The organism is Variovorax sp. P1_H12_2 (assembly GCF_056405335.1).
The window spans coordinates 1-22,868 of the sequence record NZ_JBFUCI010000045.1 but is presented as its reverse complement, the minus strand read 5'-3'; the positions used below and the strand labels follow the sequence as shown (position 1 = coordinate 22,868).

General features: G+C 67.4%; 22 protein-coding genes. 2 read left to right on the top strand and 20 right to left on the bottom strand.

The window, feature by feature from the left end:
- The 6 genes from AC1D2K_RS07540 to kdpF form a co-directional block, all read right to left on the bottom strand.
- On the bottom strand, positions 1-508 hold a 508-nt coding region (locus AC1D2K_RS07540), incomplete at its 3' end, for a histidine kinase (RefSeq protein ID WP_478087577.1).
- A gap of 11 nt (positions 509-519) precedes the next feature.
- On the bottom strand, positions 520-666 hold the full coding sequence (locus AC1D2K_RS07535; protein ID WP_478087575.1) for a hypothetical protein: 147 nt from the start codon (positions 664-666) through the stop codon (positions 520-522).
- Between the two features lie 12 nt (positions 667-678).
- Positions 679-1,251, bottom strand: a complete 573-nt coding sequence (gene kdpC, locus AC1D2K_RS07530) for a potassium-transporting ATPase subunit KdpC (RefSeq protein ID WP_478087573.1) — start codon at positions 1,249-1,251, stop codon at positions 679-681.
- A 13-nt stretch (positions 1,252-1,264) separates the two neighbouring features.
- The gene (gene kdpB / locus AC1D2K_RS07525) at positions 1,265-3,346 is read right to left on the bottom strand and encodes a potassium-transporting ATPase subunit KdpB (RefSeq protein ID WP_478087581.1); all 2,082 of its coding nucleotides are present in this window, start codon (positions 3,344-3,346) and stop codon (positions 1,265-1,267) included.
- A 98-nt stretch (positions 3,347-3,444) separates the two neighbouring features.
- Positions 3,445-5,247, bottom strand: a complete 1,803-nt coding sequence (kdpA, locus tag AC1D2K_RS07520; protein WP_478087572.1) for a potassium-transporting ATPase subunit KdpA — start codon at positions 5,245-5,247, stop codon at positions 3,445-3,447.
- Between the two features lie 227 nt (positions 5,248-5,474).
- A complete protein-coding gene (gene kdpF / locus AC1D2K_RS07515) occupies positions 5,475-5,573 on the bottom strand; it encodes a K(+)-transporting ATPase subunit F (RefSeq protein ID WP_478087571.1) in 99 nt (32 codons plus the stop codon).
- Between the two features lie 304 nt (positions 5,574-5,877).
- Here kdpF and AC1D2K_RS07510 point away from each other — a divergent pair, with 304 nt between their 5' ends.
- On the top strand, positions 5,878-6,699 hold the full coding sequence (locus AC1D2K_RS07510; protein ID WP_478087570.1) for a TorF family putative porin: 822 nt from the start codon (positions 5,878-5,880) through the stop codon (positions 6,697-6,699).
- Between the two features lie 61 nt (positions 6,700-6,760).
- Here the strand turns inward: AC1D2K_RS07510 and AC1D2K_RS07505 are convergent, their stop codons facing one another.
- The 3 genes from AC1D2K_RS07505 to AC1D2K_RS07495 form a co-directional block, all read right to left on the bottom strand.
- Positions 6,761-7,978: a class I SAM-dependent methyltransferase gene (locus tag AC1D2K_RS07505; protein WP_478087569.1), complete on the bottom strand. Its 1,218-nt coding sequence runs from the start codon at positions 7,976-7,978 to the stop codon at positions 6,761-6,763.
- A gap of 23 nt (positions 7,979-8,001) precedes the next feature.
- Positions 8,002-9,483 (bottom strand): arylsulfatase, encoded by a 1,482-nt coding sequence (locus AC1D2K_RS07500; protein WP_478087567.1) that lies wholly within the window; start codon positions 9,481-9,483, stop codon positions 8,002-8,004.
- A gap of 262 nt (positions 9,484-9,745) precedes the next feature.
- Positions 9,746-10,057: a hypothetical protein gene (locus tag AC1D2K_RS07495; protein ID WP_478087566.1), complete on the bottom strand. Its 312-nt coding sequence runs from the start codon at positions 10,055-10,057 to the stop codon at positions 9,746-9,748.
- Positions 10,058-10,226: 169 nt separating this feature from the next.
- Between AC1D2K_RS07495 and AC1D2K_RS07490 the strand changes: the two genes are divergently transcribed.
- Positions 10,227-11,243 carry a DMT family transporter gene (locus tag AC1D2K_RS07490; protein WP_478087565.1) on the top strand — a complete coding sequence of 339 codons (1,017 nt, stop codon included), beginning with the start codon at positions 10,227-10,229 and terminating at the stop codon, positions 11,241-11,243.
- 10 nt (positions 11,244-11,253) lie between these two features.
- On the opposite strand, the gene AC1D2K_RS07485 is transcribed toward AC1D2K_RS07490, so the two are convergent.
- The 11 genes from AC1D2K_RS07485 to AC1D2K_RS07435 all read right to left on the bottom strand — a co-directional run.
- Entirely contained in the window at positions 11,254-11,529 is a 276-nt protein-coding gene (locus AC1D2K_RS07485; protein ID WP_478087563.1) for a hypothetical protein, read from the bottom strand.
- Between the two features lie 141 nt (positions 11,530-11,670).
- On the bottom strand, positions 11,671-12,873 hold the full coding sequence (locus tag AC1D2K_RS07480; protein ID WP_478087562.1) for a hypothetical protein: 1,203 nt from the start codon (positions 12,871-12,873) through the stop codon (positions 11,671-11,673).
- A 242-nt stretch (positions 12,874-13,115) separates the two neighbouring features.
- Entirely contained in the window at positions 13,116-13,598 is a 483-nt protein-coding gene (locus AC1D2K_RS07475; RefSeq protein WP_478087560.1) for an RES family NAD+ phosphorylase, read from the bottom strand.
- Between the two features lie 11 nt (positions 13,599-13,609).
- Entirely contained in the window at positions 13,610-14,152 is a 543-nt protein-coding gene (gene parS / locus AC1D2K_RS07470) for a type II RES/Xre toxin-antitoxin system antitoxin (protein WP_478087558.1), read from the bottom strand.
- A 149-nt stretch (positions 14,153-14,301) separates the two neighbouring features.
- Entirely contained in the window at positions 14,302-18,075 is a 3,774-nt protein-coding gene (gene putA / locus AC1D2K_RS07465) for a trifunctional transcriptional regulator/proline dehydrogenase/L-glutamate gamma-semialdehyde dehydrogenase (RefSeq protein ID WP_478087557.1), read from the bottom strand.
- Between the two features lie 110 nt (positions 18,076-18,185).
- Positions 18,186-18,374 carry a DUF2065 domain-containing protein gene (locus AC1D2K_RS07460; RefSeq protein WP_478087555.1) on the bottom strand — a complete coding sequence of 63 codons (189 nt, stop codon included), beginning with the start codon at positions 18,372-18,374 and terminating at the stop codon, positions 18,186-18,188.
- Positions 18,375-18,390: 16 nt separating this feature from the next.
- The gene (gene hflC, locus AC1D2K_RS07455) at positions 18,391-19,290 is read right to left on the bottom strand and encodes a protease modulator HflC (RefSeq protein ID WP_478087554.1); all 900 of its coding nucleotides are present in this window, start codon (positions 19,288-19,290) and stop codon (positions 18,391-18,393) included.
- Positions 19,291-19,303: 13 nt separating this feature from the next.
- Entirely contained in the window at positions 19,304-20,653 is a 1,350-nt protein-coding gene (hflK, locus tag AC1D2K_RS07450) for an FtsH protease activity modulator HflK (RefSeq protein WP_478087579.1), read from the bottom strand.
- 77 nt (positions 20,654-20,730) lie between these two features.
- On the bottom strand, positions 20,731-21,900 hold the full coding sequence (hflX, locus tag AC1D2K_RS07445; RefSeq protein ID WP_478087553.1) for a GTPase HflX: 1,170 nt from the start codon (positions 21,898-21,900) through the stop codon (positions 20,731-20,733).
- A 52-nt stretch (positions 21,901-21,952) separates the two neighbouring features.
- Positions 21,953-22,198, bottom strand: coding sequence for an RNA chaperone Hfq (gene hfq / locus AC1D2K_RS07440; RefSeq protein ID WP_442287887.1), 246 nt, complete (start codon positions 22,196-22,198; stop codon positions 21,953-21,955).
- Positions 22,199-22,373: 175 nt separating this feature from the next.
- A partial coding sequence (locus AC1D2K_RS07435; protein ID WP_478087552.1) for a ribosome biogenesis GTPase Der occupies positions 22,374-22,868 on the bottom strand: 495 nt, incomplete at its 5' end.

Sequence of the window (22,868 nt, the reverse complement as noted above, 5' to 3'; positions counted from 1 at the left end):
GCACGGTCTCGTGCACGCGCACGCCGGTGATCGCGCCGACCGTGCCGTTGAGGCTTTCGAGGTGCTGCACGTTGAGCGCCGACCAGACCTCGATGCCGGCGGCCAGCAGTTCCTGCACGTCCTGCCAGCGCTTGGCGTGGCGCGAGCCCGGGGCGTTGGTGTGGGCGAGCTCGTCGACCAGCAGCACGGCCGGCCGGCGCGCCAGCGCGGCGTCGAGGTCGAACTCCCGCAGCGTGCGGCCGCGGTAGGGCAGCTCGCGCAGGGGCAGCGCCTGGAGGCCGGCCAGCAGCGCCGCGGTCTCGCTGCGGCCATGCGTCTCGACCACGCCGATCACCACATCGCGGCCCGCCGTATGCTCGCGCTGCGCGGCGCTGAGCATCGCCCAGGTCTTGCCGACACCGGCATTGGCACCGAAGTAGATGCGCAGCTTGCCGCGCCGCGCGCGCTCGTCCTCCGCGCGCAGTTGCGCGAGCAGGGCATCGGGGTCGGGGCGCGCGGCGTCGTTCATGGCGGGACGGGTCAGCGCAGCGGCAGGTCCTTGCGCACCGCATGCCGATCACGGCGGGCGCGCCGCCGGGTGGTGAACGACACCATGAACCATGCAAAGCCCAGCGGAATGAAGAGGACGGCCAGCGCCAACAGCGCGTGCAGCAGATCGTCGTCCATCGCGAGCGCTCCTCAGCGCACCTGATCGAGCGCCAGGTTCAGCGCCAGCACGTTCACGCGCGGTTCGCCGAGCACGCCCCACAGCGGCGCCGCGGTGTGATCCGCGATCAGCTGCTCGACATGGTCGGCCGGCAGCCCGCGCACACGCGCCACCCGCGCCGCCTGGTAGCGCGCGGCGGCCGGGCTGATGTGCGGATCGAGCCCGCTGGCCGAGGCCGTGACCAGGTCGACCGGCACTGGCGCTGTGTTGCCCGGGTCCGCCGTGCGCAGCGCCTCGATGCGGCCCTTGACCGCCTCGGCCAGCGCCGGATTCAGCGGCCCCTGGTTGGAACCGCCCGACGCGGCCGCGTTGTAGGGCATCGGCGCGGTGGCCGACGGACGGCCCCAGAAGTGCTTCGGATCGCTGAAGTTCTGGCCGATCAGCGAAGAGCCGACCGCCTTGCCGTCGCGCAGAACCAGGCTGCCTTCGGCCTGGGCCGGAAACAGCGCCTGCGCGGCGCCGGTCACGGCCAGCGGATACAGGAGCCCGGTCAACGCGCTGAGCAGCACGAAGAGCACCAGGGCGGGACGAAGAATGCTTGTCATGGTGATGAGATCCTCAGACGAGATGCACGGCGACCAGCAGCCAGTCGATGAGCTTGATGCCGATGAAGGGGACGACCAGGCCGCCGAGGCCGTAGATCGCGAGGTTGCGGCGCAGCAGCGCCGCGGCACCCACCGGGCGGTAGCGCACGCCCTTGAGCGCCAGCGGGATCAGGAACACGATGACCAGCGCATTGAAGATCACCGCCGACAGGATCGCCGACGACGGGCTCGCGAGCTGCATCACGTTGAGTGCGCCCAGTTGCGGGTAGGTCGAGACGAAGATCGCCGGAATGATGGCGAAGTACTTGGCGACGTCGTTGGCGATCGAGAAGGTGGTGAGCGAGCCGCGCGTCATCAGCAGCGCCTTGCCGGTCTCCACCACTTCCAGCAGCTTGGTCGGGTTCGAGTCGAGGTCGACCATATTGCCGGCCTCCTTGGCGGCCTGCGTGCCGCTGCCCATGGCGACCGCCACGTCGGCCTGGGCGAGCGCCGGCGCGTCGTTGGTGCCGTCGCCGGTCATCGCGACCAGGCGGCCCTCGGACTGGTACTTGCGGATCAGCGCCAGCTTGTCTTCGGGCGTGGCCTCGGCCAGGAAATCGTCGACGCCGGCCTCGGCCGCGATCGCGGCGGCCGTGAGCTTGTTGTCGCCGGTGATCATCACGGTCTTGATGCCCATGCGGCGCAGCTCGGCGAAGCGCTCCTTGATGTCGGTCTTGACGATGTCCTTGAGCTCGACGATGCCGAGCACCCGGCTGCCCTCGGCCACCGCCAGCGGCGTGCTGCCGCGGCGCGCCACCGTGTCGGCGGCATGCAGCACCTCGGGCGCCATCGAGCCGCCCAGCGCCTCCACGTGCCGGCGCACCGCGTCGACCGCGCCCTTGCGCAGCGCGACCGGATCGGCGTCCAGGCTCGTCGGCGCCGCCGGCAGGTTGACGCCGCTCATGCGGGTCTGGGCGGTGAAGGGCACGAAGTGCGCACCGTCGACGCCCTGGCCGTCGATGCCGCCGCGGCGGGCCAATTCGACGATGCTGCGACCCTCCGGCGTCTCGTCGGGCAGCGAGGCCAGCAGCGCGGCGCGCGCCAGTTTGGCCTGTGACACGCCCGGCGCCGTGAGAAAGGCGCTGGCCTGGCGATTGCCGTGCGTGATGGTGCCGGTCTTGTCGAGCAGCAGCACATCGACGTCGCCCGCGGCCTCGACGGCGCGGCCCGAGGTGGCGATCACGTTGGCCTGCATCATGCGGCTCATCCCGGCCACGCCGACCGCCGACAGCAGGCCGCCGATGGTGGTCGGGATCAGGCACACCAGCAGCGCCACCAGTGCGGTCAGCGACACCACCGTGCCGGTGCCGATCGCGTTGACGCTGAACACCGAATACGGCAGCAGCGTGACGGTGACCATCAGGAACACGAGGGTCAGCGCCACCAGCAGGATGGTCAGCGCGATCTCGTTCGGCGTCTTCTGCCGCTTGGCGGCCTCGACCATGCCGATCATGCGGTCGAGAAAGGACTCTCCGGGATTGACCGTGATGCGCACGACCAGCCAGTCCGACAGCACGCGGGTGCCGCCGGTGACGGCCGAGAAGTCGCCGCCCGATTCGCGCACCACGGGGGCCGATTCGCCGGTGATGGCGCTTTCGTCGACCGAGGCGACGCCTTCGATCACCTCGCCGTCGAGCGGGATCACGTCGTGGGCCTCGACCAGCACGACGTCGCCGCGGCGCAGATCGGGCGCCTGCTGCGGCAGCCACTTGCCGCCATGGAAGGGCTCGGCCAACTTCTTGGCCCAGGTGTCCTTGCGCAGCCCCCGCAGCGAAGCGGCCTGCGCCTTGCTACGGCCCTCGGCCAGCGCTTCGGCGAAGTTGGCGAACAGCACGGTGAACCACAGCCAGACCGACACCGCGAACACGAAGGCCGACGACATGCCGGTGTCGCCCGGAAAGCTCAGCGCGTGCACCCACAGCAAGGTCGTGAGGATGCTGCCGATGTAGACGATGAACATCACCGGATTGCGCCACTGCACCCGCGGGCTCAGCTTGGCGAAGGCGCTCCACAGGGCCGGCTTGACCAGCGCGGCATCGAACAGCGAGAGGTGCATTTTCTTCCTGGCGAGGGCCTTGGCTTCAACCACGGCCGCCAGTTCGGCGGGCTCGCCGAGGGAGATAGGAGAAGGATTCTGTTTCATGGTCGGCGGTCTCATTTCCACAACATCAGGTGCTCGACGACCGGGCCGAGAGCCAGCGCGGGCACATAGTTGAGCAGGCCGACCAGCAGCACCGTGCCGATCAGCAGCGTGACGAACAGCGGGCCGTGCGTGGGCATGGTCCCGGCCGTCACCGGCAGGCGTTTCTTGGCCGCCAGCGAACCCGCGATGGCGAGCACCGGCACGATCACACCGAAGCGGCCGAACCACATCGCGATGGCGAGCCACGCGTTGTAGAACGGTGTGTTGGCGGACAGGCCGGCAAAGGCGCTGCCGTTGTTGTTGCCGGCCGAGGTGAACGCGTAGAGGATTTCCGAGAATCCGTGCGCGCCCGGATTGGCGATGCCAGCTTGGCCCGCGTCTGCAATCACGGCGACGGCGGTGCCGGCCAGCACCAGGATCGGCGTGACCAGGATCGCGATCGAGGTCAGCTTCATCTCGTGCGTCTCGATCTTCTTGCCCAGGTACTCGGGCGTGCGGCCGATCATCAGCCCGGCGATGAACACCGCCAGGATCGCGAAGACCAGCATGCCGTAGAGGCCTGTGCCGACCCCGCCGAACACCACCTCGCCGAGCTGCATCAGCACCAGCGGCACCATGCCGCCCAGCGGCGTGAAGGAATCGTGCATGGCGATCACCGCGCCGCACGAGGCCGCGGTGGTGACGGCCGCGAACAGGGCCGAGGCGCTGATGCCGAAGCGCACTTCCTTGCCTTCCATGTTGCCGCCGGCCTGCAGCGCGCTCTGCGCCTGGTCGACGCCGAGGGGCGGCAGCAGCGGGTTGCCGGCCTGCTCGGCCGGAATGACCGCGATCACCGCCAGCACGAACATCACCGTCATCGCCGCGAGGATGGCCCAGCCCTGCCGCCGGTCGCCGACCACGCGGCCGAAGGCGAAGCACAGCGCCGCCGGAATCAGGAAGATCGCCAGCATCTCGACGAAGTTGGAGAGCGCCGTCGGGTTCTCGTACGGATGGGCCGAGTTGGCGTTGAAGAAGCCGCCACCGTTGGTGCCGAGCATCTTGATCGCTTCCTGCGACGCGACCGGCCCCATGGCGAGCGTCTGCGTGGTGGTGCTCGCGTCTTCCGTCACCGGATTGCCTTGCGCGTCCTTGATCGGCTGGCCCGCCGCATCCAGCTTTGGATTCTGGTAGGCCGTGGCCTCCACCGTGGTCACGCTCTTGTAGGCGTCGAAGTTCTGGATCACGCCCTGGCCCGCCAGCACCATCGCGATCGCGAACGCGATCGGCAGCAGCACCCAGGCGGTGATGCGCGTGACGTCGACCCAGAAGTTGCCGACGAAGCCCTTGCCGTCGGTGCGCCGCGCCGCGAAGCCGCGCGCCAGCGCGAACGCCACCGCAATGCCGGTGGCGGCCGAAAGAAAGTTCTGCACCGAGAGCCCCAGCATCTGCGTGAGGTAGCTCATGGTCGATTCACCGGCATAGCCCTGCCAGTTGGTATTGGCGACGAAGCTCACGGCGGTGTTGAAGGACGAATCGGGCGACACCGCTGCCATGCCCGCCGGGTTGAGCGGCAGCATGCCCTGCAGCCGCTGAAGGCCATAGACGGCCAGGGCGCCGATCGCATTGAAGGCGAGCAGCGCCAATGCGTAGCTGCGCCAGTGCATCGACTGTTCGGGCGACGTTCCCACCAGCTGGTAGAGCGGTGCTTCGGCGCGCTGCATCCAGCGCGGCAGGCGGCCGTCGCACAGGGCCGCGAGGAAGCGGCCGAGCGGCCAGGCGAGCACGCCGAGCACGACCAGGAAGAGGACCAGCAGGCCCCAAGCGGATGAGTTCATATCAGTCTTCCACCACGCTATTGCGTGACCCGCGCTCCATGAAGCCGGCGCATTCAAAGGCCAGGAACACCGCGGAACCGGCTTTGCCGGGCCGCTGGTGTTGCCCCCTTGAGGGGCTGAGGTCCGCGGCTCCAAGCCTGCCTGCGCAGGCTCGGACGGACCCGAAGAGCCGCTGCCTCTGGCAGCGACTCGGGGCGCCGCAAGGCGCTTCGGGGGTGAGTTTCATCTCAGAACTCCTCGGCGCAGATCAGCGCGAACACCAGATAGGCGAAGAGGAGCACGGCGACCAGGCCGCCGAACCCGTAGAGAACATCGAGGCCGATCACGGGCGCTCCCCTTTCGGTGCGTCGAGCTTGCACAGCCCGAGCACGGCTTCGGCCATCACGACCCACATCGCCGCAATGGCGGCCATCCATACGAGGTCCATTCATCACTCCTGCATCAAGAAAACGATGCAGCAAGTGTCCGGACGGGTGCGTAAAAACGGGGAATAGAGTGCGCCGAGGGGCGTAAAGAAAGCGTAAACGCCGCCCTCGATGTTCGAGACTTTTACGCGCAGGCCGTGGCTTTTTACGTCCCTTTTACGGACTCGCCCCTACGCTCGTGGCTCGCTCACAAACACCTTCGAACATGACATACGCCATCGCGAAAATGCTTTCTCTCACGACCCTGGCCGCCCTGCCGATGCTCGCGAGCGCGCAGCTCACGGGCAACGTCTCGCTGGCCACCAACTACAAGTTCCGCGGCCAGGACCAGGACGTCCTCGGCAAGCACGACTTCGCCAATGACAACTACGTCAAGCCCGCGATCCAGGGCGGCCTGGACTACGCCTTTGGCGACTCCGGCTTCTACCTCGGCAACTGGAACTCCAGCGTCAACTGGCTCAAGGGCAACTCCGTCGAGATGGACTTCTACGGCGGCTACAAATTCAAGGGCGGCCCGATCGACTGGGACGTCGGCGTGCTGACCTATGTCTACCCCGGCAACAGCGCCGGCAACACCACCGAGATCTACGGCGCAGGCACCTGGGCCGACGAGAACGTCGGCGCCTTCACCGCCAAGTACTCCTGGACCGTCTCCAAGGACTACTTCAACTACGCCGGCAACAAGGGCGGCTCGGGCCTGGACGGCACCAACACCGGCTACCTGAACTTCGCCTACACCAGGGAGATCGTGCCCAAGCTGACCTTCAAGGCAGCCCTCGGCTACACCTTCTTCTCCAGCGACATCAGGAGCCTGGGCTACAAGGACTACCTCGACTACAACGTCGGCGCGGCCTACGACTTCGGCAGCGGCCTCTCGCTCGGCGGCTACGTCCAGGGCGGCAACGAGCAGAGCGCGTTCAACCTGGTCGCAAGCCCGGGCATCCCCTCGCCCATCGGTCCCATCGGCCAGACCACCTTCTCGCCCAACGCCACGCGCTTCATCCTGATCCTGACCAAGACGCTGTAAACGTGGCCTACGCCGCATACCGACCAGGAAGGGCAAGAAGAAGTGACCGGCTGCTGGCCTGTCACATCCGCCCCCCGACACGCGTGCGCGACAAGTCGAACACCGCCTGGTCGTACCACCAGAGTCCCTCGAACAAGACGCGCGCTCCTTGGCGCTGCGCCTGCTCCGGCGCGATCTCGCCGATGGAGCGCTGGCCATCGATGGCATCGACGAGCTTCTTCTGTTCGGCGGTGATCGGCAGGTACAGGTCGGTGTAGGTATGGTGACGGTTGATCAGCACCGCCGCAGCACCCGGCTGCAGTCGCTCCTGCACCATGACCGTGTCTGCGACGCGCAGGGGTACGAAGTCCAGCCATGCATCGCCCTCGAAACTGACGCGCTCGTGATCCGGCCGGTCGCTGCGGTACGCCACCACGCTGTGGCGGACCATCGAGCCGCGGAAGAGTTCGACTGCGGCGTACTGCGCCTCCACCGGAAGCCGGGCCAGCAGCGGCTGATGCGCAGAAGATGCCAGGGCGCCGCACTGGGGCAGATAGGCCGCCTGGCCCAACCAGCGGCCGAACCTGAAGCCACCCGCACGAAGGAATTCGAACAGCTGCGGGACCGAGTAAGCCCGGTCCTGGGGGTGCAGAAGCGCATCGGCCAACCCTGCCGGGTCCTTGAAGTCAGGCGCACTGCGCAACAAGGGCATCAGCGGGTGGTCCGGCGGCAACGCCCGAAGACTCGCCGCGAGCGCCTGGATCTCATCCGCCGAAGTGCCGATGCCGAGCCGGCGGCAGTAGTCCTGCAGCAGGTACACCCCGGCGCGCCCATAGGGCGCATAGATCATCAGGTGCAAGGCACCGTTGGGCTCCAGCACCTCGCGAAGGGCCCGCAGGCCCGCGTCGGGGTCCGGCAGATGATGCAGGACGCCGGTACAGACCACGTGGTCGAAAGTGCGCCCCAATTCGGATGCGCGCTCGACCGGGAGTTGGTGGACCTCTAGATTGTCGAGGCCGTGCTTGCGCCTGAGCCGTTCGGTCTGATCGATGCTCGTTGCGCTGACATCGATGCCGACCACCTTCGCGCGGGGCCAGCGCATCGCGTGCTTGGCGGCCTGGGAGGTGCCGCATCCGGCGACCAGGATGGTCCGATCCTCGCGATAGGGTTCATCCGGCCAGAACAGATGGGCCTCGGCGCGCCGCCGGTCCTCGCTCCACGACTGCCGGTAGCGCGCCAGATCGTCGACCGGAGGCGGGTAGGGATGACGCTCGTAGAAAGCGTTGACCTCCCGCGCCACCCGGCCGGCGTCTCGCATCGAAGTCAGGAGTTGCCGTGACCCGACACCTGGGCCAACACCGCGTCCAGGTTGAACGACGCGGGCTTCTGGCGAGGCGGGAACTTGGCGAAATCCGCGATCTGCCCGGCGATCACCGCCTGCATCTGGTACATCTGCGGCACGTGATCGACCATCCAGTCCAGGTAGGTGTTCGAGTTCACCGGGGCCCGCTCGAACGGGTCGCGCCGCAGGTTCATGATGTACGGCAGCCGAAGCTTCACGAACGGCTCGGCCCACTGTCTCATGGTGTCGGCGCGCTGCTCCGCCAGGTGGAACTTGTAGTCGCCGACCCGCACCGCAATCACCTCCCCGTCATCGCTGAAGTAGACGATGACGTTCCTCGGACTCTCCTTCACGGCACCGGTCAGGTAGGGAATCTGGTTGTAGCCGTCGAGATGGACGTTGAACGTCTTGTCGCCCACTTTGCAGCCCTTGAGGAGCTGCTCGGTCACGTCGGGATTGCCGGCCGCCGCAAGCAGGGTCGGGAACATGTCGATGTGGGAGACGATGCCGTTCAGGACCGAGCCGGCCTTGATCTTGCCCGGCCAGCGCATGAGGCACGGCACTCGCCAGCCACCTTCCCAGTTCGAGTCCTTCTGGCCGCGGAACGGGGTGTTGGCGCCGTCCGGCCAGGTGTCGTTCTCCGGTCCGTTGTCGGTGGAGTACATCACGATGGTGTTGTCGGCGATGCCCAGTTCGTCGAGCTTGGCGAGCATCTGGCCGATCTGCTCGTCGTGGACGACCATGCGGTCGCTGTAGGGGTCCTGTCCGCTCTTGCCGATGTTCTTTTCAGCCACGTGGGTGCGGAAATGCATCGCGGTCGAGTTGTACCAGAGGAAGAAGGGCTGGTCCGCCTTCGCCTGCTTCTCCATCCAGGAGAGGGCCGCGTCGGTGATCTCCTCGTCGATGGTTTCCATGCGCTTCTTGGTCAGCGGGCCGGTGTCCTTGATCGTCTGCCCGCCCTTGCCGTCCGAGATGCAGTGGAGCACGCCGCGAGGACCGAACTGCTTCCTGAATGCCGGATCCTTCGGATAGTCGGGGAGCTCGGGCTCCTCCTCGGCGTTCAGGTGATAGAGGTTGCCGAAGAATTCGTCGAAGCCGTGCACGGTGGGCAGGAATTCGTCGCGGTCGCCCAGGTGGTTCTTGCCGAACTGGCCCGTGGCATAGCCGAGCGGCTTGAGCAGCTCGGCAATGGTCGGATCTTCCTTCTGAAGTCCGACGGTGGCGCCGGGCATGCCGACCTTGGTCAGGCCGGTGCGGATCGGGTTCTGGCCGGTGATGAAGCAGGCGCGGCCCGCGGTGCAACTCTGCTGCGCGTAGTAGTCGGTGAAGGTCACGCCTTCTTCCGCGACGCGGTCGATGTTGGGCGTCCGGTAGCCCATCATGCCGCGACTGAAATGGCTGATGTTCCACAAGCCGATGTCGTCACCCCAAAGAATCAGGATGTTGGGTTTCTTCGCCGCCATGTCTTTTCCTTTGCATGAGAAAAAATGAAAAGGGCAGGCAAGTTGCCTGGCCGTGCGAACGGCAGGCCGCGTGCGCCAGGCAGCGGCTCGTCGAATCGATGGTCTGGTTCGCCAGACGATGGTCAACTCGACAGCGCCATCTGTACATCAGGGCAAGGGGCAACTTCGCTGCCCGAAAGGGCAGACCTGCTCGCCAGCCGAGACCCCCCAAGGTGCAAGCCGGGGATTTTTCAGCCGGGACCCGCCGGCTTTTTCCTCACCGTCAGCCCCATGTGGGAAGGTTCTGCAAGGCATCGTTGGGGCGGTCGACCAGGTCGACGCCGGTGATGCCTTTTCCGCCCGGCAGGAGCTCAACGTCGCAAATGACTTCCCAGGCATGGTCTTCCGTGCGCCGCGCAAGGCACACCTCCTCGCCGGCAGCAAGCAGACCGGTGCACTCCGCCATGCTGATCCGCTGTGCCGTGCCAAGGGCCAACCCGGTCGATCCGAGCTCCTTGTCCACAACCGCATGAATGGCGACGAGATCGATCTTGTCGCCCTCATAGTGGACGGCGGTAATTGCATGCTGGGCCATCTTCGACCTCCATTCGTAGAGAACCCCAGTATGGCCGCGGCGGCTGTCAGCGTCGAGGCGCACCCCCAGGATGCCGTGCAGGCCACGTGTGGCCAGGCTAATATTCGCCACCATGCATTTCCGCCGCTGCGCTCCCCCGCCCCCTTCCCTCTGAGTCTCCGCGCCCCTCGTGGCGCAGCAGAGGGCTCAGGCCATCCCATGCGATGGCCTGAGCGCGGGAACAACGTGCCCGTTTGTCCGGGCACTCGACGGTGTGCGAATCATGAAAATCTTGAATGGAGCGCGGCTCGCGTGGGGCGGCGTCTTGTCGGCGGGCGTGTTGTGGGGCGGCGGCGCCCTCGTGGCGCAGCATTTGATCGAGCGCGGCATTTCGCCGTACAGCCTGGCGCTCGCGCGCTTTTCGCTCGGCTTGCCGCTCCTGTGGTGGTGGCATCTGCGCGCAGCCGCCGGCGCGTCGGCGCGCTGGCGCGATCTGGCGCGGCGCCAACAGGCCTTGATGCTCGGCGCGGGGCTGGCGATGGCGCTGAATGTGAGTTGCTGGTTCGAAGGCGTTGCGCACCTGGGCGCCGCAATTCCCACCGTGATCTCGATCTGCTGCGCCCCGGTGATCGTGGCAATGGTGTCGGTGCTGCGCGGCTACGAGCCGGCCAGTCGCCGTCTGTTCGGCGCGCTGGCACTGGCGTTGATCGGTGTGGCATGGATTGCCTTGCCGGTCGACGGCTGGCAGCTCGCACCCGGCCATGGGGCCGGCTTGGCGTGGTCGCTGGCTTCGGCGGCCCTGTATGCCACGGTGGTGCTGTGCAACGCCCGCATGCCCGCCAGTGTTTCACCGGTCGCTGCATCGACTTGGGGGATGACGAGCGCGGCCGCCTGCATGGCCTTGCTTGCGAGCGCGCTGGGCGTGACCTGGCCGAGCGATGCCGGGCACTGGCTTGGCATTGCCTATACCGGCGTGGTGACGACCTCGGTCGCGTACCTGGCATTCGCCTGGGGTTCGCGGCGGCTGTCTCCAACGGCGGCCGTCATCGGCACGTTGGTTGAGCCCCTGGTGGCGACCCTGCTGATGTGGTTGCTGTGGGACGCGCCGATGCTGCCGCGCCAATGGATCGGGGCGCTGCTCCTCGGTGCTGCAATGGGGCTGCTCGCGCTGCGCACCCGGGCCTCGGCCGCGGCTGGCACCAACTAGGTGGCGGGTTTCAGTGCCGGAGGATGGACGGGAGGTCGGTGTAGTCCAGCAGTTCTTCCAGCGCTTTCACGGCGCGCTGGAACTCCTCCTCATCGACGCCCCGCTCCTTGAGCCAGCCGTGCACGAAGCCGCGGAACGACAGGCTGAGCCTTTCGTCGGCAATGCCGTGCGCGGCAAGCAGGGCCATGCCGATCACCTGCCACACCGCCAGCCCGCGAACTTCCTCGCTGTAGCCCTCCTCGAAGCTCTTGGACAGCTTTTCAGCGGCCGTGACGTTCGAATTCATGGTGGTGCCTCGGGTCTCGCTTGCGAATGCAATTCGCGGCAACCATCATCCTGCTCCATCGATCGGCGGTTGGGAAGTGCCTGTTCGGGTAGCGCCGATTGCCCTTTGGTGAGGACGCGAAAAGGGTAGGGTGAACAGGCCCTAAAGAAAGACGCCCACCACCTGCTGCAGCAGCTTGTCGAAAGGCACCAGGGCCAGTGCGACCAGGCCGAACGGCAGCGCGGTGGCAGCGGCCAGCACCAGCAGGCTGCGCAGGTCGACCGGCGTCAGGCGCATCACGTAGGCGTTGGCCGCCGTCTGGTAGAAATCGACCACTGCGGAGAAGTCGCCGGTCGCCAGCGGGTCGACGGTGTCGCCGCCGGTCTGGCCGCTCATCCACTTGTGCTCCAGGGCCTCGCCCAGCCGTTGCGACAGCGTGCCATAGCGAACGAGGCCGTGCTGCCAGGTTCGCAGCAGATGCCCGCTGAAGATCAGCACCGGCGCGGTGAAGACCAGCAGCACGACCACGACCGTGCCGAGCGCCACGCGGGCGAGCTGCTCGGGGCTGCCAGGGCCGCCCGCGAGCACGTGGGCCAGTTCGGTGGCGGCGACCAGCGCGCCGATCGCCACGCCGAGGATCGAGAAGGCGCGCAGCGAATAGCTCGCGAACATCAGCCCGGCGGCGCCGTCCGGGTGGGCCGCGATCAGCCGCAACCTCAGGCCCGCGACCAGCCAGAGGTAGCGGGCCCAGACAAAGATCCGCCAGCACCAGCCAAGCTGCAGGATCAGCAGGATGGGCAGGCTGACGAGCGCGTGCCACCAGCTCGCGAGCGAGCGGCCGAGCGGCGCCTCCGGGGCGCCATGGTGCCAGTTCGGCAGGAAGGCGGTGGGCACATAGCGCACCAGCAGCACGGCCGCCACGAAAGCCAGCACCACCGCCAGGGCCTCGACCAGCCAGCCGTCGCGCAGCCGGATGATCGAACGCACGATGGCGTCGTAGGGCTGGGCCTCCGAGGGGGGCACCACGCCGCGGCTGCGGAACGAGTGCGCCAGCTCCCCCAGCCGTGGAATGCAGACGGCTTCGGCCAGCACCAGCAGCGGCGCGACCACCAGCAAACGCACATGCGCCGAGGCATCCTGCAGGAACGCGCGCCACACCGCCTCCTGGCCGTCGGCCCGCGCCAGCATCGCCAGCACCAGCAGCGGCAGCCAGCCGATGGCGACGACCGCCACGCAGCGCCGCCAGACGTGCCGATGCTCCGGGTCGAAGCGCCCCCAGAGCCGCAGCAGGCGCATCGGCGGCCCGCCGTCGAACAGCCGGGTGTCCGCAGCATCGGGTGGGGAAGAGAGGGCGGACGGGGTCACGGCAGGCGTTTTTCCGCCCACGATATGCCAGGCGCCGCGCGCTGCCCATCGGCTATCGGGGCATTCGGGTCGGCACCTTGGTGCAAGGCGGCCGGCCGGCGGAGCTGGCACGATGAAAGAGGCCAGGCCCCCAGATGACGAAGTCACCATGTCGGCGCAGGGTGTGCACCACGGTGTCCTGCGGCGCGAAGTCGCGCTCGATCGCTCCTGGTCGACGCCGAGGTGAGCGCCGCATCCGACGCTCAGGTTGCCAGGTTCCCCATCAGTCGCGGGTCGTACAGCCACTTGCGCACCTTTTGCGCGGCGATGCCCTTGGCGTCGGGGTGGGCCGGGTTGATGAGGACGTTGTGCTCCTCCGGCACGACCACGGAAGGCACGACCAGAAGCGCTGAAGTCTTGTCATCGATCCAGCTGTCGCCCAGATCCAGCGAGACCTTGCCCGCCGGCTCCGCGTCCCATCCCACGGGCAGCGATGCCGCGTCCCGTTCCTCGCGCGCGGCCCAGGTGGCTTGCGGCACCGACATCTTCACGAGGTAGCGATTGAAAGGGAGGCCGCCTTGCTTCAGGTGCACAACCGTCTCCAGGCATGCGAGGGCGATCGATTGCGAGGTGTAGACGACCGCTCGACTTTTCCGATTCCAGCGGCCGCCGGTGACCTCGGCGCCCTTGCCGGTCAGGTCGTCAGCCAGGTAGTCGGGCGTGTCCGTGGCGAGGCGCCAGAGCACGACCGATACCGTCAAGCGTAGGCCCCGCTTTGCATGCGGGCCAGCAGGTTGGAGACCATCGCCTGTCCTTCGGCGGTATCCATCAGGCTGGAAGGCGGGCGCCCGCCCAGGGCCGGCAGCGGCTCCTCGAGCCACCTGGCCAGCCACTTGGCGGCGTCGAACCCCGTCGGGTCGCCGGACTGCTGCACCATCGCCTCCACCTGGCCGATCAGCCGCGCCATGCCCAGCGCTCGCTCGCTGTCTTCCGTGGAGAGAGGCTTCCCCTCGCGAACCTTGCGGCTCACGGTCGCTTGTGCGATGCCCAGCGTCGGCAGCAGACGGTCCTTGGTGATGTTCAGGCTCTTGGCCAGCTTGTCGAGGTAACCCGCCGACAGTCCTTCCTTGACCATCGTGATGCGCATCAGCGGCTCAGCGAGGTAGATCTCGAGGAACGGGGGGTCAGACAAGACGAAACGCGGGACATCGACCTCCGAAACGCTGATGGCGCCTAGGGAGGTCAGACCCCTGGGCGGCTTGCGGGCCCCGGACGTGCGGGCGGCTGCTTTCTCGACCATTGACGACCTCTCGCTCATTTGAGCGTTCATGGTAAATCAATTGAGTGGAATTGCCAACCCCAAGGATCGATCTCCTTGCAAGCTTGCCTGCTTGGATTGCCTGCGCACGGCGCGCCAAAGGCTCCCGCCCTCATGGCCCTCCTCACCGCTTAGCCGATGGTCATCAAGCTGGCGTTGCCGCCCGCAGCGGCGGTGTTCACGCTGAGCGCGCGTTCGATGACCAGCGCCTCGAGCGGGATGTCGGTGGCGCCCGGTTGAAAGGCCCTGACCCCCGCGATGGGGCCGTCTCGCTCCGCGACGCGGCGAACGACCGCCGCGAGCGCAGCCGCGTCACCGTGATGCAGCACCGCATCGAATGCCACGGTGGGCGCGGCCCAATCCTGCGCAATGACGATGGATGGCTGGACGGCGGCGGGAAGCGCGGCGAACAAGGCGGCCGTGCGCTGGCCCGCAGGCCACAACGCCGTGCTGCCGGCGGCCAGCACGGCCGCAAGCTGCGTCAGCCGGTCCGCATCGTCGTCGGCCAGGCAAAGGACGGCATGGCGCGCAAGCAATGTGTAGACATTGCGCTCGCCGGTCGGGCCGGTCAGCGTGCGTGCCTGGCCGCTGCGCGTGAGCCGCCTGAAGCGGCTGCAGGTCTTCGCGAGCGGGGCATTGCCCGATTGCGAAGCCCATGCCGCCAAGGCGTCGAGCGCGGGCTTGCCGGCCCTGACTTCCACGTCCGGCGCATTTCCCGGATCCGCGTCGTTGAATGCCCGCGCCAGCACGTCTTCCGGCCGCTTCGCCAGCATGCGGACCATGTACAACGGGCCGCCGGCCTTGGGGCCGGTTCCCGACAATCCCTCGCCCCCGAACGGCTGCACGCCGACGACCGCACCCACCATGTTGCGGTTGACGTACACATTGCCTGCATTCGCTGCTTCGACGACCTGCGAGATCGTCTCGTCGATGCGCGTATGGACGCCCAGCGTCAGTCCGTAGCCGGTGGCGTTGATCTGGCCCAGCAGCGCGCCGAGATCCTGGCGGCGATAGCGGATCAGGTGCAGGACGGGGCCGAACACTTCACGCTGGAGCTCGGAGAGGTGGTCGAGTTCGATGAGCGTCGGCATGACGTAGGTCCCGTGCCGGGTGGCGTCATCCATCTCGCGCCCCTGGCGGTAGACCGCGCGGCCCTTGTTCCGCAGGGTCGAGATGTGTTGCTCGATGCCGGCGCGGGCTTCGGCATCGATGACGGGACCGACGTCCACGGCCAGCTTCGAGGGATTGCCGACGCAGGCCTCCCTCATCGCACCCTTGAGCATGTCGACGAGTCGATCGGCCGCCTCTTCCTGGACGCACAGCACGCGCAACGCGGAGCAGCGCTGTCCTGCACTGTCGAAGGCGGACGCCATCACGTCCGTCACCACCTGCTCCGCGAGCGCCGACGAGTCGACGATCATCGCGTTCTGGCCGCCCGTTTCGGCGATCAGCGGGACCGGCTCGCCGCCCGCGCCCAGTCGCTGGGCGAGCGTCTTCTGCAGGATCCGCGCGACCTCGGTCGACCCGGTGAACATCACGCCCTGGACTCGCGGGTCGGCGACCAGCGCCGCTCCGACCGTCTCGCCGCGCCCGGGGAGCAGCTGGACGGCCGCGGGCGGGACGCCGGCCTCCCACAGCAGGCGAACGGCCTCCGCGGCCACCAGGGGGGTCTGCTCGGCCGGCTTGGCGAGCACCGGATTGCCGGCCGCCAGCGCCGCGGCGACCTGGCCCACAAAAATGGCCAGGGGAAAGTTCCAGGGGCTGATGCACACCATCGGGCCGAGCGCACGGTGCGTCTCGTTGCTGAAGTCGCTGCGCGCCTGGGCCGCGTAGAAGCGAAGGAAATCCACGGCCTCCCGCACTTCCGCGATCCCGTTGGGGTAGGTCTTCCCGGCCTCGCGCGCCAGAAGGCCGAGCAGGCGAGGCATCCGCGACTCCATCAGGTCGGCGGCCCGCTCGAGCAGCTCGGCGCGCCGCGCCGGCGGCGTCGCGGACCAATCGCCGGCGATGCCGTGGGACTGGTCGAGCGCCCCGTCGACCTCCGCAACGGTCGCTTCCCTTGTCTGGCCGACCACATCGCGATGATCGGCCGGATTCACGACCGGCTGCCAGGTGTCGGCCGCGCCCTCGGCTCGCGTCGCCGCGCAGAGCATGGGCGCGGCGGTCCACGTTTCGCGCGCGCTCTGCGCCAGGGCGCGGCCGAGCTCGTGCAACGATTGCTCGTTCGAAAGATCGAGCCCCTTCGAGTTCAGGCGCAGTGGGCCGTAGAGATGCGACGGCAGCGGAATGGCGGGGTGCGGCTTCCCCACGCATCCTTCCGCCTGGGCCAGGCGCTCGACCGTCACCACCGGATCTTCCACCAGGCTGTCGAGCGAGATCGTCGGATCGGCGATCCGGTTCACGAACGACGTGTTGGCACCGTTCTCCAGCAAGCGTCTCACCAGATAGGCGAGCAGGGTTTCATGCGTGCCCACGGGGGCGTAGATGCGACAGGGCCGCCCCAGCTTGCCGGTTTCGATCGGTCCGACGACCTGTTCGTAGAGCGGCTCGCCCATGCCGTGCAGGCACTGGAATTCGTACTGTCCCGGGCGGTAGGTCGACGGATCCGCCATCACGTAGATGGCTGACAGCGTGTGCGCGTTGTGCGTGGCGAACTGGGGATAGACGGCATCCGGGGCCTCCAGCAGCTTGCGCGCGCATGCGAGGTACGACAGGTCCGTGTAGGCCTTGCGGGTGTAGACGGGGTAGCCCTCCTGCCCGTCGACCTGCGCGCGCTTGATCTCGCTGTCCCAGTAGGCGCCCTTCACGAGCCGGATCATGAGTCGATGGCGGCTGCGGCGGCCGAGGTCGATCACATGGTCGATGACGCGGGGGCAACGCTTCTGGTACGCCTGGATGACGAAGCCGATGCCGTCCCAGCAGGCCAGGGCCGGTTCGAAGCACAGTCGCTCGAGCAGATCGAGGGACAACTCCAGGCGATCGGCTTCCTCGGCGTCGATGTTGAGGCCGATGTCGTACTGCTGCGCGAGCAGGGCGAGATCGCGCAGCACCGGGTACAGCTCGGTCATCACGCGCTCGTACTGGGCTCGGCTGTAGCGGGGATGCAGCGCAGACAGCTTGATCGAGATGCCGGGCCCCTCGTACACGCCGCTTCCGTTCGACGCGCGGCCGATGACGTGGATGGCCTGTTCGTAGGCCAGGCGATAGCGCTCGGCATCGTGCGCGGTCAGCGCGGCCTCGCCGAGCATGTCGTAGGAGTAGCGAAAGCCCTGCGATTCGAGATCCCTCGCCTGGTCGACGGCCTGCTGGATGGTCTCGCCCGTCACGAACTGCTCGCCCATCATGCGCATCGCCATGTCGACGCCCTTGCGAATGAGCGGCTCCCCTCCCTTGCCGATCAGCCGGGCCAGAAGCGTGGACAGCCCGGACTCGCTGTGTGTCGCGACCAGCTTGCCCGTGAGAAGAAGGCCCCAGGTCGCCGCGTTCACGAACAGCGAAGGACTGTGCCCCGCGTGCGACTGCCACTGCCCGTGCGCGATCTTGTCGCGGATGAGGGCGTCGCGCGTGGCCGCGTCCGGAATGCGCAGGAGCGCCTCCGCAAGGCACATCAACGCCACGCCTTCCTGGGACGACAGCGCATATTCCTGGAGCAGGCCCTGGACCAGCCCCGCTCGTCCCGTCGCTGCCTTGCGCGTGCGCAACTGCCGGGCAAGGCGATGGGCAAGCGCCCGGGCGTCGCTCGCCTTCCCGTCCGGAAGACGGGCCGCTTCGAGCAGGACGGGCAGCACGCTCTCCTCGGGCAGGCGGTACGCGCGGGTGATCTGGTGCCTGAGCGACGACGGTTCGGTCAAGCCGTCGGCGAAGGCGTCGAACGGCTGGGAGGGGGCGGCGGCAAGATCTGACATGGCAACCTTTGTGGTGACATGTTGGATATTGCCGCCTCGATTCCAGAATTACCGTCCAAAAATTCGACCCTTCGACGAACAATTCACTAGACACGCGGTCGACCCGCGGATCACCCCAGGAGCCAAAGCAGGATCAGGCCCAGAAGAATGCTGCACAGGCCGAAGAAKCGCAGCTGGCCGTCGCGCAGTTGCATGAGCTGGCCGAAGCCGCGCCGCCAGCCGCCCGGRGAMAGGARWGGCAGCAGGCCCTCGATCACCAGGACCAGGGCCAGCGCGCTCCAGAAGGTGTCGCTGTCCACTTGACGGCGGCCGTGCTCAGCGACGCGGTGCGTTGCTGCCCGAGCCGGAGCCCTGCATCGCCCGGAAGAAGTCCGACGAGGGGTCCAGCACCAGCACGTCGCTCTTCTTGTTGAAGCTCTGCTTGTAGGCGTCCAGGCTGCGATAGAACAGCGCGAACTGCGGATCGCGGCCGAAGGCCTCGGCATAGATGCCGGCGGCACGGCCATCGCCCTCGCCCTTGATCTTCTGCGCGTCGCGGTAGGCATTGGCCACGATCACCTCGCGCTGGCGGTCGGCGTCGGCGCGGATCTTTTCGCCCTCCGCGAAACCGGTCGAACGCAGCTCGTTGGCCACCCGCTTGCGCTCGGCCTCCATGCGGCGGTAGACCGATTCGGTGATGGCCTCCACATAGTCGACCCGCGTGATGCGCACGTCGACGATGTCCACGCCCCACGGCTTGGCGCCCTTCACCACGGCCAGCACCTCGCGCTGGACGTCGGCCATCAGCGCATCGCGGCGCGTCGAGATCAGGTCGCGCACGGTGCGCTTGTTGATGTTCTCCTGGAAGGCGTTGCGCACCACCCGGTTGAGCTGCACCGCGCCGGCGTTCTCGTCCAGGCCGACGTTGCGGATGTACTCCGACGGGTTGCTGATGCGCCAGCGCACGTACCAGTCGATCACCACGCGCTGCTTCTCSGCCGTGAGCATGGGCTCGGGGTCCAGGCTCGACAGCGTCAGCAGGCGCTTGTCGATGTACGAGACGTTCTGGAACGGCGGCGGCAGCTTGAAGTTCAGGCCCGGCTCGGTGATCACTTCCTTGATCTGGCCGAGCGCGTAGACCACGCCGAACTGGCGCTGGTCGACCACGAAGAGCGTGGAACTCAGCAGCGCGAGCGCCACCAGGACCGACGAGACGATGAATCCGATTCTGTTCATATGCTTCCAGTCCTCAGCGCACGTCGCGATCGCGCGAACGGCCATCGCGGGCGCGGGCATCGCCGGCGGACGGCGCCGCCGGACTCCCCGACGACGGCGGCGCGGCAGTGCCCGCGGCGCCGGGGCTGGCGGCATCGCCAGGCGTGCCGGCGGCGCCCTGTCCCGCCTGCTGCATCAGCTTGTCCAGCGGCAGGTACAGCAGGTTGGAGTTCTGCTTGGAGTCGATCAGCACCTTGCTCGTGCTGCTGTAGATCTGCTGCATGGCGTCGGTGTACATGCGGTCGCGCGTGACCTGCGGCGCCTTCTGGTATTCGCTGAGCACCGAGCTGAAGCGCTGCGCGTCGCCCTGCGCCTGCGCGACGATCCGCGCCTTGTAGGCCTCCGACTCTTCCTTGAGCCGCGAGCCGGTACCGGTGGCGCGCGGCACCACGTCGTTGGCGTAGGCCTGCGCCTCGTTCTTGATCCGCTCGCGCTCCTGGCCGGCCTTGAGCACGTCGTCGAACGCGGCCTGCACCTGCTCGGGCGGGCGCACCCCGCCCTGCTGCARGTTGATCGCCACGATCTCGACGCCCAGGTTGTAGCGGTCCAGGATGGTCTGCATCAGCGTGCGCACGCGCGGCGCGATCTGGTCGCGCTCGTCCGCCAGCGCCGCATCCATGCGCATCTTGCCGACCACCTCGCGCACGGCGGTCTCGGCCACCTGCACCACGGTGTCGGCGGGCGCCTTGCTCTCGAACAGGAAGGCCCGYGCATCGTTCAGCCGGTACTGCACCGCGAACTTGATCTCGACGATGTTCTCGTCCTCGGTCAGCATGGCCGACTCGCGCAGGCCGGTCGAGCGCACGATGGTGTCGCGGCCGACGTCGACCGAGCGGATCTGCGAGGTGACGACGATCTCGTGGCGCTGGATCGGGTACGGCAGCCGCCAGTTGAAGCCGGCCCCCACGGTGGCCTTGTAGCGGCCGAACTGCGTGATCACGGCCTGCTGGCCTTCGTTGACGATGAAGAAGCCGGTGCCGAGCCAGATCAGGACCGCCACCACCGCGATCAGGCCGAGCCCSAAGCCCGCGTTCTTCATGTCGGGCCGMAGGCCGCCGCCATTGCCGCCGTTGCCGCCCGGCGGCCGGTTGTCGCCTCCGCGCCCGCCGCCGAACAGGCCGCCGAGCTTGCGGTTGAAATCGCGCCAGAGTTCGTCGAGGTCGGGCGGTCCCTGGTTCGGGCCCTGSCCGCGCGGACGGTTGTTGTTGTTGCCCGAGGGCGGCGGTGCCGGCGGCTCGCCGTCGGGCCGCTGGGCGGCGGGACGCTCCCCGTTGGACGACGAATCGTCGCCCCGGCCCCAGCGGCCGTCGTTCAGGTTGAACATCGCCGGAAACCGTCTCCACACTGGCTTTGAATTCATTCGATTTAGTTCTTTGGTCAGTGAAGGGGGATTGTGCGCAATCAGTCGGCCGCCCCGTGCAATTCGGCCCCGTCCTCAACGGACATGTCCTCGGTCAGCGACTGCGATCGCCGTGCGAGTTCGGCCCGCAACGCGGGAAGGCCCTCGCCGGTGTGGGCGCTCAGGAAGATGCGGGACACTTGCACACCGTTGACATCGACCTCGTCCTGCAGATGCAGGGGATGCTGCGTGCTTTCAAGGGCGTCCAGCTTGTTGAACACCAGGATCTGCGGCACCGTGTCGGCGTCGATCTCCTTGAGCACCGCCTGGACCTCGGCCATCTGCTCGGGATGGTGCGGGTTCGAGGCATCCACCACGTGCAGCAGCAGGTCGGCATCGACGGCCTCCTGCAGTGTTGCCTTGAAAGCGTCGATCAGCCCGTGCGGCAGGTCGCGGATGAAGCCGACGGTATCGGAGATCGACACCTTGCGGCGCGCGTCGCCCAGGTAGAGCTGCCGCGTGGTGGTGTCCAGCGTCGCGAACAACTGATCGGCCGCATAGGCGCGCGCCTTCACCAGCGCATTGAAGAGCGAGGACTTGCCGGCGTTGGTGTAGCCCACCAGCGAGATGTTGAAGGTGTCGCGCCGCTCGCGCTGCCGGCGCTGGGTGCCGCGCTGGCGCTGCACCTTGGCCAGACGCTCGCGGGTGCGCTTGATCGACTCGCCGATCATCCGGCGGTCGAGTTCGATCTGCTTTTCGCCCGGGCCGCCGCGCACACCGGCACCGCCGGTCTGGCGCTCCAGATGGGACCAGCGCCGCACCAGCCGCGTGCTCAGGTACTGCAGGCGCGCGAGTTCGACCTGCAGCTTGCCTTCGTGCGAACGGGCGCGCTGGGCGAAGATCTCGAGGATCAGGAAAGTGCGGTCGTAGACGGCGATGCCGAGCTGGCGCTCGAGGTTGCGCTGCTGCGCCGGGCTCAGCGACTGGTCGAAGACCACTTCGCTGGCCCGATGCAACTCGGCCAGTTCTCGGATCTCGTCGGCCTTGCCGCTGCCGACGAACAGGGCGGCGTCGGGCGCCTTGCGCTTGCAGACGAGACGCGCGACGGGCTCCAGGCCCCCGGTCTGCGCGAGCAGGCCGAGTTCCTCGAGTTCGCCGTCGAAATGGGGCAACCCGAAATCCACGCCGACGAGAACGACGGCGCCATCTATCCGGGGGATCAGTTCAGACAAGCGGAATCAGATATGAAAAAGCGCGACGGGTGACCGCCGCGCTCCGCGCCGTTCAGGCGGGGGTGTCGTCGCTCTCGGCAGCCGAGAAGTTGACGGCCCGACCCGGCACGATGGTGGAGATGGCGTGCTTGTAGACCATCTGGGTCACCGTATTGCGAAGCAACACGACGTACTGGTCGAACGACTCGATCTGGCCTTGCAGCTTGATGCCGTTGACCAGATAGATCGAAACCGGCACGTGCTCGCGACGCAGGGTGTTCAGGAACGGGTCTTGAAGAAGCTGCCCTTTATTGCTCACGATATTCTCCGTGTTCAAGAGTTGTTGTTGGACCGGTCACCTTAACACAGCGATTCTGCGTCGCAGCAAATTAGTCCAATGGCCTTTTAAAAATAACGGCACCGAACGCCGGAACTTCCGCGCCTGACGCCGCTCATCGGCGCTCAATGGCAGCCAATTCGCCAGGCGCCGGCGGTCAGTCGTCCTTGTCGGCGTACGGATTGCTCGAGGTCTTGAGCTGGATCCGCAGCGGCGTACCGACCAGGTCGAACTCCTTGCGGAAACGCCCTTCGAGGAAGCGTTTGTAAGCCTCTGTGACGTGTTCCAGCGAATTGCCGTGGATGATGATGATCGGCGGGTTCATGCCGCCCTGGTGCGCATAGCGCATTTTCGGACGGAACATGCCCGAGCGCTTCGGCGCCTGGAATTGCACTGCCTCGAGCAGCAACCGCGTCAGGACCGGCGTCGACATCTTGCGGGTGGCCGACTTGTGGGCCTGCGCGATCGACTGCCAGACCGGGCCCAGTCCCTGGCGCTTGATGGCCGAGATGAAATGCAGCGACGCGAACTTCAGGAACGGCAGCCGGGTCTCGATCTGGCGCTGGATCTGCTCGCGCTGGTAGCTGTCGACCGCATCCCATTTGTTGATCGCGATCACCACCGCGCGGCCGCTCTCGAGGATGTAGCCGGC